11 protein-coding genes are annotated in these 13,403 nt (G+C 71.8%); 9 read left to right on the top strand and 2 right to left on the bottom strand.

What is annotated here, in order from left to right; all coding sequences use genetic code 11:
- Positions 1 to 23 precede the first annotated feature (23 nt).
- Positions 24 to 2,873: a glycosyl hydrolase family 95 catalytic domain-containing protein gene (locus tag AC0AIB_RS27340; RefSeq protein ID WP_465097754.1), complete on the bottom strand. Its 2,850-nt coding sequence runs from the start codon at positions 2,871 to 2,873 to the stop codon at positions 24 to 26.
- A 591-nt stretch (positions 2,874 to 3,464) separates the two neighbouring features.
- Between AC0AIB_RS27340 and AC0AIB_RS27335 the strand changes: the two genes are divergently transcribed.
- The 9 genes from AC0AIB_RS27335 to AC0AIB_RS27295 all read left to right on the top strand — a co-directional run bounded on the left by AC0AIB_RS27335 (position 3,465) and on the right by AC0AIB_RS27295 (position 12,773).
- Positions 3,465 to 5,027 (top strand): glycoside hydrolase family 43 protein, encoded by a 1,563-nt coding sequence (locus AC0AIB_RS27335; protein ID WP_328348020.1) that lies wholly within the window; start codon positions 3,465 to 3,467, stop codon positions 5,025 to 5,027.
- Positions 5,028 to 5,152: 125 nt separating this feature from the next.
- Positions 5,153 to 5,581 carry a Fur family transcriptional regulator gene (locus AC0AIB_RS27330; RefSeq protein ID WP_328348018.1) on the top strand — a complete coding sequence of 143 codons (429 nt, stop codon included), beginning with the start codon at positions 5,153 to 5,155 and terminating at the stop codon, positions 5,579 to 5,581.
- Positions 5,582 to 5,604: 23 nt separating this feature from the next.
- The gene (gene katG / locus AC0AIB_RS27325; RefSeq protein ID WP_328348016.1) at positions 5,605 to 7,881 is read left to right on the top strand and encodes a catalase/peroxidase HPI; all 2,277 of its coding nucleotides are present in this window, start codon (positions 5,605 to 5,607) and stop codon (positions 7,879 to 7,881) included.
- Between the two features lie 177 nt (positions 7,882 to 8,058).
- The gene (locus AC0AIB_RS27320) at positions 8,059 to 8,589 is read left to right on the top strand and encodes a hypothetical protein (protein WP_465097753.1); all 531 of its coding nucleotides are present in this window, start codon (positions 8,059 to 8,061) and stop codon (positions 8,587 to 8,589) included.
- A 57-nt stretch (positions 8,590 to 8,646) separates the two neighbouring features.
- The gene (locus AC0AIB_RS27315) at positions 8,647 to 9,186 is read left to right on the top strand and encodes a hypothetical protein (protein ID WP_465097752.1); all 540 of its coding nucleotides are present in this window, start codon (positions 8,647 to 8,649) and stop codon (positions 9,184 to 9,186) included.
- Positions 9,187 to 9,199: 13 nt separating this feature from the next.
- Positions 9,200 to 9,331: a hypothetical protein gene (locus tag AC0AIB_RS27310; protein ID WP_465097751.1), complete on the top strand. Its 132-nt coding sequence runs from the start codon at positions 9,200 to 9,202 to the stop codon at positions 9,329 to 9,331.
- On the top strand, positions 9,328 to 10,260 hold the full coding sequence (locus AC0AIB_RS27305; RefSeq protein ID WP_465097750.1) for a COG1361 family protein: 933 nt from the start codon (positions 9,328 to 9,330) through the stop codon (positions 10,258 to 10,260). Before AC0AIB_RS27310 ends, AC0AIB_RS27305 begins: the two co-directional genes overlap by 4 nt.
- Positions 10,261 to 10,327: 67 nt before the next feature.
- A complete protein-coding gene (locus AC0AIB_RS27300; protein WP_465097749.1) occupies positions 10,328 to 10,948 on the top strand; it encodes an acyl-CoA-like ligand-binding transcription factor in 621 nt (206 codons plus the stop codon).
- Between the two features lie 223 nt (positions 10,949 to 11,171).
- Positions 11,172 to 12,773 carry an FAD-dependent monooxygenase gene (locus AC0AIB_RS27295; RefSeq protein ID WP_465097748.1) on the top strand — a complete coding sequence of 534 codons (1,602 nt, stop codon included), beginning with the start codon at positions 11,172 to 11,174 and terminating at the stop codon, positions 12,771 to 12,773.
- Positions 12,774 to 12,848: 75 nt separating this feature from the next.
- Here the strand turns inward: AC0AIB_RS27295 and AC0AIB_RS27290 are convergent.
- A partial coding sequence (locus AC0AIB_RS27290; protein WP_465097747.1) for an elongation factor 1-alpha C-terminal domain-related protein occupies positions 12,849 to 13,403 on the bottom strand: 555 nt, incomplete at its 5' end.

Here is a 13,403-nt window from a genome sequence, read left to right as displayed (position 1 = left end):
CGGCGACACACGTCTCGCACAGGTCAGCTCGTCGTGCAGGTGAGGTTCGTCGGCGCGTTGTTGGTGCCGCCCACGGTGCCGATGAAGCCGAAGGTGGTGGAGGCGCCGGCTGCCAGCGCCCCGTTGTAGTCGACGTTCTTCACCGTCACGTTCGCGCCGCTCTGGGTGTGCGAGCCACCCCAGATCTGGCTGATGGTCTGACCGTTGGTGAACGTCCAGGACACCGTCCAGCCGCGGATCGCGGTCGCGCCGGCGGTCACGGTGACCTCGGCCTGGAAACCACCCGACCACGAACCCGTCACCGCGTACGTCGCCCGGGCGCCCGAGGGCGCGGGGGAGCTGGTGGTCGGGGCCGGGGTCGGCGTCGTGGGGACGGGGGTGGGCGTGGCGGTGGGGGTGGACGTGGGAGTGGGGGTGGGAGTGGCGGTCAGGGTCGGGGTCGGCGTGACGCCGGGGCGGGCCGCCCGGTAGGTGTGACCGGCGCGGACGGCGAACTGGACGACGTCGGTCTCCGGTCGGGTGGTGGCCGGTGCGCTGCCGTCGGTGACGTCGGCCAGGGTGAAGCTGCCGGTGAACAGCCGGGACCGCAGCCGCAGCGTGCCGTCGCGGTCGGCACGGATCCCGATCTCGTCGGCCTGACCGTTGCTCCAGGCCACGCCGATGGTGTAGCCGCCGCGCCCCCGCAGGCCGGCGACCTGGCCGGTGGGCCAGGCGCTCGGCAGCGCGGGCAGCACGTTCAACTCGCCGGTGTGGCTGTGCAGCAGCATCTCGGCGATGCCGGAGGTGGCGCCGAAGTTGCCGTCGATCTGGAACGGCGGGTGCAGGTCGAACATGTTCGGCGCGAGCCGGTCGGTGCGTACCAGGTCGCGCAGGAGCTTGTGGGCGCGGGCGCCGTCCTCCAGCCGGGCCCAGAAGTTGATCTTCCAGGCGAGGGACCAGCCGGTGCCGTCGTCGCCCCGCAGCTCCAGGGTCTTGCGGGCGGCCTCGTACAGCGCCGGGGTGCCCCGCTTGGTGATCTGGTTGCTGGGGTGCAGGCCGTACAGGTGGGAGACGTGCCTGTGGTTCCGCTCGGTCTCGACCCAGTCGGCAAGCCACTCCTGGACGTTGCCGCGCGAACCGACGCGGCTCGGGGGCAGCCGGTCCTTGGCGGTGCGTACCTGCGACCGGAAGGTGGTGTCCACCCCGAGCGTCTCGCTGGCCCGGGCCGCGGCGTCGAACAGGTCCCGCAGGATCTGGTTGTCCATCGTCGGGCCGGCGCAGACGCTGGCGTTCGCGTGGTGCGGCAGCTCCGGCGAGTTCGACGGGTTCGTCACCAGGTAGCCCAGCGACGGGTGGGCGACCAACGTGTCGAGGAAGAACTGGGCGGCGCCCTTGAGGGCCGGGTAGTTGGCCTGGAGGAAGCCCAGGTCGCCGGTGAACAGGTAGTGGTCCCAGATCAGGGTGCCCAGCCAGGCCCCACCGGTCTGCCACATGCCCCACAGCGCCCCGTCGACCACCGACGCGCCCCGCCAGGCGTCGGTGTTGTGGTGGGTGACCCAGCCACCGGCGCCGTACTGCGCCTGGGCGACCCGCGCCCCGGTCACCGTCAGGTCCTTGACCATGTCGAAGACCGGCGAGAAGCACTCCGACAGGTTCGTCGTGTCGGCCGGCCAGTAGTTCATCGGCAGGTTGGCGTTGATGGTGTACTTCGAGTCCCAGGAGGGCGACAACGAGTCGTTCCAGATGCCCTGGAGGTTGGCCGGCTGGGTGCCCGGCCGCGAGGAGGAGATCAGCAGGTACCGCCCGAACTGGAACAGCAGCGCGGCGAACTGCGGGTCGTTGGTGCTCGCGTGCTGCGCGATCCGTACGTCGGTCGTCTGGTCGGCCGCGGCCGTACGCCCCAGGTTGATGCTCACCCGGTTGAACAGCGCCTGGTAGTCGGCGAGATGCCGGCTGCGCAACTGCTCGATGGCAACGCTCTTGGCGGCGTTGAGCCGGGTCCGGGCGATGCCCTGGTAGTCGCCGTTGACGGTGCGGTAGTTGACGTAGCTGGAGCCGATGGAGATCAGGATGGTCACACTGGTGGCCCCGGACACCCGCAGCGTGCCGCCGGAACTGCTGACCGTGCCCCCGGTCGCGGCGGCGTTGGCCAGGGCCAGGAACCGCACCGAGCCGTTGACCCCCTCCTGGCTACCGGAGATGCCGTCCAGCCCGATGGTGGCGGCGTCCGGGCTCGACACGGTGGTGCGCTGCGGGCTGTCGAAGGTGGCGGAGAACGTGATCGAGTTGGCCCGGTCGGCGGTCAACCGGACCACGATCACCTGGTCGGGCGCGCTGGCGAAGACCTCCCGCTGGTGCCGTACGCCGTTCAGTACGTAGCTCGTGGTGACCGTGGCGGTGGTGAGGTCCAGGGTCCGGGTGTACTGCGACACCCCGCTGGCCGAGCCGAAGGCGAGCCGGAGATTGCCCACCGTCTGGTAGGCGAGCTGACCTCCCGGGGTGCCCATCATGGTCTGGTTGATCAGGTCCTGCGCCGAGGTCCACTGGTCGGCGAAGACCCGCCGCCGGATCTCGGCCAGGTTGGCCGCGCCCCGGGTGTTTGCCGAGTCGTACGGGCCGCCGGCCCAGACGGTGTCCTCGTTGAGCTGGAGCCGTTCGGTGTCGACGTTGCCGAACACCATCGCGCCGAGCCGGCCGTTGCCGATCGGCAGGGCGCGGAGCCAGTCGGTGCCGGCCCCCTCGTCGTACCACAGGGCCAGGTCGTTCGCGGCCAGCACCTGCGGTGGCGCCGCCGCGTCGGCGTGGGCGGTCGCGCTCCAGGCGACCGGCACCAGCGCGGCACCGGCCCCCGCCGCCCCGGCCTTGAGGACGTTCCTTCGGGTCACTTCAGACATGGTCTCTCCCAGCGGTGCGGATCGGGACGGGTGCAGGTGAAGCCGAACGTCGTGGACGCGCCGGCGGCCGGAGTGCCGTTCCGTGCCTCCTGTCGGTGGGACGGCCCGGCGGGTCGGACGACATCAGGGCAGGGTGGGGCGACCGTCGCCGTAGATCCGCGATCGGGGACCCCACCGATCGCCCCGGCCCGAACCGGTGTTTCGATCAGCCAATAACGGAGACGCCGCTGTTAGCGTTAACAGGTGTGGCCCCGCGCACCCTGACGTCGGCATCCGTGGATGCCACGACGGCGCGTCGAGCTCCCGGCGGCGCGCCGTCTCGCCTTATATGGACTCTCGTGGATTCCGGAGGCCCCGTCAAGATATGACGGCCATGTTGCGCGGATGTTCCTCGCCGGATCCGCGCGCCCCTGCCGGCGTCTCCTGCTCGCGCTCCGGCGGGTCCGGGTGGAGGACCTTGAACCCCGGGGGAACCTTCCGTAGCATCCAGGGTCGCGGAGTGTTATCGCAAACATTCTCGGTTGGTGCGTTGTCCTGCAGGATGCGGGCACCGTCCAATGTGGTCGACGACCGCCAGGGAGGTGACACCCGGTGCCCGCCGGACCGTCCTACCGCAATCCGGTCGTCCCCGGTTTCCATCCCGACCCGAGTGTCTGCCGGGTGGGTGCGGACTACTACCTCGTCTGCTCCAGCTTCGAGTACTTTCCCGGCGTACCCCTGTTGCACAGCCGTGACCTGGTCAACTGGCGGCAGATCGGCAACGTCCTCGACCGACCCGACCAACTGGATCTGCCCTCGGACACCGTGGCGTCCGGGGGCGTCTTCGCGCCTACCCTGCGCCACCACGACGGCCGGTTCTGGCTGATCACCACCGACGTCAGCCGGGGCCGGCACCTCATCGTCACCGCACCGGCACCCACCGGCCCGTGGTCGGCGCCGGTCTATCTCGACCTGCCCCACGTCGACCCCTCGCTGGCCTGGGACGACGACGGCGACTGCTGGCTGACCACCTCCGGGGTGGACGCCTACCGGATCGACCCGGACAAGGGGGAGGTGCTGGAGGGCCCGATCCGGCTGTGGTCGGGTACCGGCGGTCAGTACCCCGAGGCACCGCACCTCTACCGGATCGACGACTGGTGGTACCTGCTGCTCTCCGAGGGTGGCACGCACACCGGCCACGCCGTCTCCGTGGCCCGGTCGCGCAGCCCGCGCGGCCCGTTCACGCCCGCCCCGGCCAACCCGATCCTCACCCATCGGGGCAGCGACCTGCCCGTGCAGGCCACCGGGCACGCCGACCTGGTCCAAGCGGTCGACGGCAGTTGGTGGCTGGTGCTGCTCGGCATCCGGGCCAGGGGGCAGTGGCCGCCCTACCACGTCCTCGGCCGCGAGACCTTCCTCGCCCCGGTGCGCTGGGTCGACGGTTGGCCGGTCGTCGACCCGGTCCGGGAGCTCACCGCCGCGCCCGCCGGCAGCGCCCCGGCCGGTGCCGCCCCGGCCGACCCCGGTGCCTACCACGACGACTTCGACACGACGGTCCTGGCACCCGAGTGGATCTCGCCGCGCGGTCGACCCGACGATTCCTGGTCGCTGACCGCCCGGCCGGGCTGGCTCACCCTGCACGCCACGGGCACGACCCTCGACCTCGCCGGCGCGACGATCGTGGCGCTGCGGCAGCGGCACCACGACTGCCGAACCAGCATCCGGGTGGACCCGGGCGGCGGCACCGCCGGGCTCACCGTCCGGATCGACGAGGCGCACCACTACGACCTGGAGGTGGTGGCCGGCACGGTCCGGGTCGTCGGCCGGGTCGGGCCGTTCCGGCAGGTCTTCGCCTCCCGCGCCGTGCCGGACGGCCCGCTGGTCCTGACGATCGCCACCCGCACCCACGACATCTTTCCGCCGACCGTGACCTCCGCCGCCGAGTTGGCAGCCGGGACCGCACCCCGGGGGGTACGCGCCGCCGGCTGCGACATGATCACGTTCGAGGTGGCCGGCCCGGCCGGCCCCGTAGTGCTGGCCGAACTCGACGGGCGCTACCTCTCCACCGAGGTCGCCGCAGGCTTCACCGGCCGGGTCATCGGCATGTACGTCACCGAGGGCAGTGCCGCGTTCGACTGGTTCGGCTATCGACCGGTGACCGCTCCACCGGACTGAACACGCTCCCGCCGGCCCCACGACCCCGGCCCCCACCAACCCACGGTCCCGCCGGTTCGGCGATGCGCCGCGCCACGCCGGGGGTAAACTTGATTTGTTCCAGAACAGCGGACTATGGTCGTGCCATGACGGCCGACCTCGAGGCGCAACTGCGGGCGGTCTCGCTGCGCGTCACGCGGCCCCGACTGGCCGTGCTCGCCGCGCTGCGTGACCACCCGCACGTCGACACCGACACGGTGATCGCGCTGGTCCGGGCGGGCCTTCCCGCGGTCTCCCACCAGGCGGTCTACGACGTGCTGCGGGCGCTCACCGAGGCCGGCCTGGTGCGGCGCATCCAGCCGGGCCGGTCGCCCGCCCGCTACGAGACGCGGGTCGGGGACAACCACCACCACGTCGTGTGCCGCTCCTGCGGTGCGATAGCCGACGTCGACTGCGCCGTCGGCCATGTTCCCTGTCTCACCGCCTCGGACGACCACGGTTTCGTGGTCGACGAGGCGGAGGTCGTCTACTGGGGCACCTGCCCCGACTGTGCGACCGACCGCACCTCCCAGTGATCCACCAGTTCGGAAGGAAGTACATGAGCGACACCCAGGACAACGCCGCCGCCAGTGCACAGGGCGTGGACCAGAAGGCGGCGGCCGGCTGCCCGGTCGCGCACGACTCGGTGACCGCGCAGGGCAGCGAGAGCGAGAACCCGGCGATCGACTCGCCGAAGCCGAAGACCGGAGGGCGTCCGCGCACCAACCGGGACTGGTGGCCCAACCAGCTCGACCTCTCGGTCCTGCACGCCCACTCGGCCAAGGGCAACCCGCTGGGGGAGGACTTCAGCTACGCGAAGGAGTTCGCCAAGCTCGACGTCGAGGCTCTCAAGCGGGACATCACCACGGTCCTCACCACCTCGCAGGACTGGTGGCCGGCCGACTTCGGCCACTACGGCGGCCTGATGATCCGGATGAGCTGGCACGCCGCCGGCACCTACCGGATCGAGGACGGCCGCGGTGGCGCCGGCGACGGCGGGCAGCGGTTCGCGCCGCTCAACAGCTGGCCCGACAACGCCAACCTGGACAAGGCCCGCCGGCTGCTCTGGCCGGTCAAGCAGAAGTACGGCCAGCAGATCTCCTGGGCCGACCTGCTCGTGCTCGCCGGCAACGTCGCCCTGGAGTCGATGGGCTTCAAGACCTTCGGCTTCGGCTTCGGCCGGCAGGACGTCTGGGAGCCGGAGGAGATCTTCTGGGGCCCGGAGGACACCTGGCTCGGTGACGAGCGTTACGCCTCCGAGAGCGAGATGTCGGCCGGCGTCGGTGCGACCGAGATGGGCCTCATCTACGTCAACCCGGAGGGCCCCCGCGGCAACGCGGACCCGCTGGCGGCGGCGCACTTCATCCGGGAGACCTTCCGCCGGATGGCGATGAACGACGAGGAGACCGTCGCCCTCATCGCCGGTGGCCACACCTTCGGCAAGACCCACGGCGCCGGCATCGCCGACGACCACGTCGGCCCCGAGCCCGAGGGCGCCCCGCTGGAGGCCCAGGGCCTGGGCTGGCTGAGCACCCACGGCAGCGGCAAGGGCGGTGACACGATCACCAGCGGTCTGGAGGTGACCTGGACCGACCGGCCGACGCAGTGGAGCAACCGCTTCTTCGAGATCCTCTTCGGCTACGAGTGGGAGCTGACCACCAGCCCCGGCGGGGCGAAGCAGTGGGTCGCCAAGGACGCCGAGGCGATCATCCCGGACGCCCACGACCCGGCGAAGAAGCACAAGCCGACCATGCTCACCACCGACCTGTCGCTGCGCGTCGACCCGGCGTACGAGAAGATCTCGCGCCGCTTCCTGGAGCACCCGGACGAGTTCGCGCTGGCGTTTGCCAAGGCCTGGTACAAGCTGCTGCACCGGGACATGGGCCCGGTCAGCCGGTTCCTCGGGCCGTGGGTCGCCGAGCCCCAGTTGTGGCAGGACCCGGTGCCGGCCGTCGACCACGAGCTGGTGTCCGACGCCGACGTCGCCGCCCTCAAGGCGAAGGTCCTCGACGCCGGCCTGACCACCGCGCAGCTGGTCTCCACCGCGTGGGCCTCGGCCGCGAGCTTCCGGCACACCGACAAGCGCGGCGGCGCCAACGGCGCCCGGATCCGCCTCGAACCCCAGCGCAACTGGGAGGTCAACCAGCCCGAGCAGCTCGCGACGGTGCTGACGACCCTGGAGGAGATCCAGCGGGAGTTCAACGCTGCCGGTGGCGCACAGATCTCCCTCGCGGACCTGATCGTGCTGGCCGGTTCGGCGGCGGTCGAGAAGGCGGCCCGCGAAGCGGGCGTCGAGGTGACCGTGCCGTTCCACCCGGGGCGTACCGACGCCTCGCAGGAGGAGACGGACGTCGAGTCCTTCGCGGTGATGGAGCCGCGCGCCGACGGGTTCCGCAACTACCTGCGTCCGGGTGAGAAGACCCAGCCGGAGGTGCTGCTCGTCGACCGGGCGTACATGCTCAACCTGACCGCGCCGGAGATGACCGTCCTGGTAGGCGGACTGCGTGCCCTCGGCAACAACGTGGGTGGCGCGTCGCACGGTGTCCTCACCGACCGGCCCGGCGTGCTCACCAACGACTTCTTCGCCAACCTGCTCTCCCCGGGCACCCGGTGGCGGGCGTCGGAGTCCGACGAGCACGTCTACGAGATCCGGGACCTGGCCACCGACGAGGTGAAGTGGACCGCCACCGCGGTCGACCTGATCTTCGGTTCCAACTCCCAGCTGCGTGCCCTCGCCGAGGTCTACGCCAGCCAGGACGCGGGCGCCAAGTTCGTGACCGATTTCGTGTCGGCCTGGACCAAGGTCATGGAGCTGGACCGCTTCGACCTGTCCTGACCCGAGGTTACTGCGCGGGCCCCGGCCGATCCTCGATCGGCTGGGGCCCGTCGTGTCGTGGACCAGCTGGTGGAGGTGACCGATCCGGCGGTGTCCGACGAGTTCGGGCTTTCGGAGTCACCAGCCGCTGGTGCGTCATATTGGACAAAAGCCCCAAAGGTCCCTATGGTATCGCTCGTGCATCTTCTGGCAGCCCTGCTCGGTCCGTTGCTGCTCGTGGGTGGGGTGGCACCGCCCGGTGCGGCGCCGGTCGCCCGCGTGCGGGCGTTGGCGTTGGTGGTCGGGCTCGACATCACCGTGCCTCCCACGGCGAACCTCGGTGGGGGTCTTGCGGGGAGCACCCTCAGCGGGTCGTTGGGGACCGTCACCGTGGCGGACACCCGGTCGGTCAACCCGAACACCTGGACGGCCACCGTGTCCGCCACGGCGTTCGTCACCGGCGGGGGTGGCGCGGGCCGCACCATCGCCAACAGCCAGCTCTCCTACTGGTCGGGGCCGGTGACCAAGCAGACGGGTGGCGGCACCAAGGTGCCGGGTCAGCTCACCGCCGCGCAGGCGGTGACGCTCAGTGTGACGCGGGTCGCGTTCAGCAAGACCTCGGGCAATGGGCAGAACAGGGTGAGCTGGGCCCCTACCGTCCGGGTGGCTATCCCCGTCGGTGCGGTGGCGGGTCTCTACTCCGGAACCATCACCCATTCTGTCGCCTAATGGGTGATTTGTTGCGAATGCGAGTTATGGCGCTGGGGAGTATCTAGCCTGATGGACATGAAGAAGCCAATGCTCGCCCTGGCCGCCGGGGCGGCGGTGCTCGCCGTCGCGTCGCCCGCCGCCGCCGCCCCCTCGGGCGACACCATCGTCACCTTCACCGTGTCCACCGCCAACCTGGACATCGCCGTGCCGGCGTCGGTGAACCTGGGCGCGGCCTTCGCCGGCTCCACCATCACCGGCGCACTCGGCAACGTCACAGTCACCGACAGTCGCTCAGCGTTGTCGGCGACCTGGACCGCGTCGGTGACCAGCACCGCGTTCACCACCGGCGGCGGCACCGGCTCGGAGACCATCCTGCCCAACCTGGTGGAGTACTGGTCCGGTCCGGCAATCGCCACCACCGGCACCGGCACCTTCGTGCCCGGCCAGCCCACCTCGGCCGACGCGGTGACGCTGAACCTGCCCCGGACGGCCTTCTCCAAGACCTCCGGCAGCGGCAACAACTCGGCCACCTGGAACCCCACCCTCCGGGTCACCATCCCGCCGGCGGCCGTCGGTGGCCTCTACTCGGGGGTGGTCACCCATTCGGTGGCCTGACCGATTCCGTGCCGTGGTCCTGGCCGTCGCCGTGCTGGTGACCGCCGGGACACCGGCGCTTGCCGCGCCGCCGTCGCCCACGCCGAGCCCGAGTTTCAGCGGCCCGTCGGCGGCGGTCGGGATCCGGCTGCTCGACGCCCGGTGAACCGACGCGACGACAGCCGTGCGCGCAAGTACATCGTCGACCACGTGCACCCCGGGACCACCATCACCCGGCGGATCGTGGTGGAGAACGTCTCGGAGGTCCGACGGGAGGTCGCCGTCTACGCCGCCGCCGCCGAGGTCGACCGGACGGGCTTCGTCCTCGTGCCCGGCCGGACGCAGAACGAGCTGAGTAGCTGGATCACCGTCGACCGCGGCGAGGTGGAGCTGGACCCCGACGACGAGGCGGTGCTCACGGTGACCATTACCGTGCCGGAGAAGGCGTCCGCCGGCGAGCGGTACGCGGTCATCTGGGCCGAGGTGTCCACCATCGACGGGCAGAACGTCCGCAACATCGGTCGGGTCGGCATCCGGGTGTACCTCTCCGTCGGGCCCGGCGGCGAACCGCCGTCGGGCTTCGAGGTGGCGGGGCTGACCGGCGACCGCGACGGGGACGGTACGCCGGTGGTCACCGCCGAGGTGCGTAACACCGGTCGAAGGGCGCTGGACCTCGCCGGCGAGCTACGCCTCTTCGACGGCCCGGGTGGGCTGTCGGTCGGGCCGGTCCGGGCCGAGGCGGACACGCTCGCCCTCGGCGCCACCACCACCGTGCGGGTGCTGTTGGACCCCCGGCTGCCGGACGGGCCGTGGGCCGCCCGGCTCGACCTCGCCAGGCTGGACCCGGCGCACCGCGACCGGCACGGTCTCCTTCGGTGGGCCGACGGCTGCCGCCGCGACCGGTGCGGACCACTCCGGACTGGTGCTCACCGGCGGACTTGTCGCGTCAGCCGTGGTCCTGCTGCTGTTCACCGGCTACGCCTTCCGCCGTCGGGGCCGCTCCCGGCAGGCGCTACCCGCGTGAGCGGGACGCTGGCCGTGCCGACCCCGCCGGCCCGGCCCGACGGGGTCGGCGTGCGGTGGCGGACCGGGTAACCGACAGAGCAGAAGAGTGCGCAGCACGCAATCGGGCGGGCTGCGCACTCTTCTGTATGCTGTTCTCGTGGGCGGGCTACGCGAACGCAAGAAAATCGAGACCAGGGCGGCGCTGAGTTGGGCGGCGATCCGGCTGACCGTGGCCCGGGGCTTCGACAACGTGCTGGTGGAGGACATCGCCCAGGCCGCTGGCGTGTCCCCACGCACGTTCAACAACTATTTCTCCAGCAAGGCCGAGGCGATCGCCTTCCGGCACCTCGACCGCAGTCGGCGGACGGCCGAGGCGCTGCGCCTGCGGCCGACCGACGAGCCGTTGTGGGCGGCGTTGACCGAGGCGACGCTGGCTCAGTTCGCACCCGGCCCGGAGGTCGCGCAGTCGCCGCCGGGCCCGCACGCGGATTGGGTCGAGGGGCTCACGGTGATGCTGGCCGAGCCGGCGTTGCAGGGTGAGATGCTGCGCGCGAGCGCGATCGCCGAGGACGACCTGGCCGCGGCCGTCGCCGAACGCACCGGCACCGACCTGGAGCGCGACCTGTATCCCCACCTGGTGGCGGCCAGCGTGAGCGCTGCCGTCAACGCGGCGATCCGGCACTTCATCCGCGCCGATCCGCGGATGTCGATGCAGCAGGTGCTCCCCGACGCGTTGGCCCAACTCGCTGCCGGCCTGCCGGCCCCCACTCCACGCTGACCGCCCGGTGCGGACCGCCTGGCGCACCCTGGACCGCCTCCCACGCCGCGCTGACCGCGCATCCTGAACGACCCCCGGCACCGCGCTGACCGCCCGCTCCGCACCGTCCCCGCGCGGCTCACCGCCTCCACCGGCACCTCGTCGGGTGCCTTGCCCTGTTCCTGCCCACGGTCCGCCGCCATCTCGGCGAGCGGGTTCACCATGCCCTCGAAAGGACCTTGCCATGATCGATGTCATCATCGTCGGCGCCGGCCCGAACGGCCTCATGCTCGCCGCCGAGCTGGCCCTGGCCGGCGTCCGACCGGTCGTGTGCGAGCGGCTGTCGGCGCCCACCACCGAGCAGCGCGCCAACGGGCTGGTCGGTCAGGTGGTCCGGATGCTCGACCGGCGCGGCCTGTACCACCGCCTGGTCGACGATCCGGCCCCGCCGCAGCCCTCGCCCGGGTTCGTCTTCGGGGCACTGCCGCTGGACCTGCGGGCAGTGCCGGACAACCCGCTGCACCTGCTCCAGGTCCCGCAGGCTCAGCTGGAGCGGGTGCTCGCCGAGCGGGTCGCCGAGCTGGGCGTGCAGGTGCGCCGCGGGCAGCAGGTGACCGGGCTGACCCAGGGGGCGGACGACGTACGGGTCGCGTTCTCCGACTGTACGACCCTGCGCTGCCGCTACCTGGTCGGCGCGGACGGTGGGCACAGCGTCGTACGCCGGTTGGCCGGGGTCGGGTTTCCCGGCGTGTCCACCGATCGCACGGTCTCCCGTACCGCCCACGTCAGTCTGCCGGCGGAGCTGATCGACGCGTCGACCGGCGGCCTCGCGATCCCCGGGTACGGCATCGTCGCGCCGTTGCGGCACACCCGTACCGAGCGGGGGCTGATCGTGTGGGCCCCGTTCACCGGGCGTCCGCCGACCCTCAGCACGATCGAGTGGCCCGACTCGACGCAGTTCGACGGGCCACTGACCCTCGCCGAGATGCGGGCCAGTGTCGCCCGGGTGCTCGGGGTCGACGTACCGGTCGATCCGCCGGCCGGCGAAGGGCCGCACCTGCTACGCCGCCTGGTGGGAGGCAACACCCGGCTCGCCGAGCGGTACCGCGCCGGACGGGTGCTGCTGCTCGGCGACGCCGCCCACGTGCACTCCGCGATCGGCGGGCCGGGACTCAACCTCGGCCTCCAGGACGCGGTGAACCTGGGCTGGAAGCTGGCCGGGCAGGTGCACGGCTGGGCCCCGGACGGGCTGCTGGACTCGTACGAGGCGGAACGCCGGCCGGTGGCCCAGCGGGTGACCATCTCGACCCAGGCCCAGTCGGCGCTGATCGCCCCGGGCAGCGAGGTCACCGCGCTGCGGGTGCTACTCGGCGAACTGCTCAGCCGGCCGGAGAACGCCGCCCACGTCGCCGCCCTGCTGGCCGGCGCGGACGCCCGTTACGAGATGGGGGAGTCGGGCGGGCCGTTGGTCGGGCGCTGGGCACCCGACCTGGTGCTGCACACCGCTGCCGGCCCGGTACGGCTGGCCGAGCTGACCCGGCCCGCCCGTGCCCTGCTGCTCGACCCCACCGGCATCCTCGCCCCGGTGGCCGAGCCGTGGCGGGACCGGGTCGACGTGGTCACCGGGCGGTTCGCCGTCGACACCGGGCGGACCGATCTGGTCACCGGGCCGGTCGACGCCCACGCCGGGCGGCCCGGCCCGGTCGGGGCCGGCCGGCCGACCGTCCTGCTGCTGCGTCCGGACTGCTACGTGGCCTGGCAGTCCGGCCTGGACGCCTCGGACGAGGACCGGCTGCGGGCCGCACTCATCCGTTGGTTCGGCGCACCCCCGCCCGTCCGGTCGTGACGGTCCCGCCCCGGCCGGGCGGTGACGATCGGTGCGGTCCGACCGTCACCGCCCGGCAGCGAGCGGGGTGCGGGATCAGTCCCGCTGGATGACCATGCCGGCGCCGACGGTGCGGTTGGTGGCCTCGTCGATGATGATGAAGCCGCCGGTGGTGCGGTTGCGGTGGTAGTCGTCCACCAGCAACGGCACGGTGGTGCGCAGCCGGATCCGGCCGATCTCGTTGAGCCCGAGTTCGGTGCTGGCCTCGTCGCGGTGCAGGGTGTTGATGTCGAGGCGGTAGTGCAGCTCGCGGACGATGGCGCGGGCGGAGCGGGTGGTGTGCTTGATGGCGTACCTGCCGCCGACACGCAGCGGGTTGGTCTCGTCCATCCAGCAGACCATCGCCTCGATGTCCTGGGAGACGGTGGGGGCGTTGTTGGGTCGGCAGATCATGTCGCCGCGGGAGATGTCGATCTCGTCGGCGAGGCGGACGGTGACCGACATCGGGGGGAACGCCTCGTCGACCGGCCCGTCGGCGGTCTCGACCGCGCTGATCCGGCTGGTGAAGCCGGACGGCAGCACCATCACCTCGTCGCCGGGCTTGAGCACCCCGGAGGCGACCTGACCGGCGTAGCCCCGGTAGTCGGTCAC

It is taken from the genome of Micromonospora sp. DSM 43699 (assembly GCF_055517075.1).
This window is presented reverse-complemented; position numbering and strand designations above follow the sequence as displayed.

What these genes read in the sequence shown, in the direction of transcription:
- AC0AIB_RS27340 (WP_465097754.1), bottom strand. Translation starts at nt 2,873, where the DNA reads ATGTCTGAAGTGACCCGAAGGAACGTCCTCAAGGCCGGGGCGGCGGGG.
- AC0AIB_RS27330 (WP_328348018.1), top strand. Translation starts at nt 5,153, where the DNA reads ATGACGGCCGACCTCGAGGCGCAACTGCGGGCGGTCTCGCTGCGCGTC.
- katG (WP_328348016.1), top strand. Translation starts at nt 5,605, where the DNA reads ATGAGCGACACCCAGGACAACGCCGCCGCCAGTGCACAGGGCGTGGAC.
- AC0AIB_RS27315 (WP_465097752.1), top strand. Translation starts at nt 8,647, where the DNA reads ATGAAGAAGCCAATGCTCGCCCTGGCCGCCGGGGCGGCGGTGCTCGCC.
- AC0AIB_RS27295 (WP_465097748.1), top strand. Translation starts at nt 11,172, where the DNA reads ATGATCGATGTCATCATCGTCGGCGCCGGCCCGAACGGCCTCATGCTC.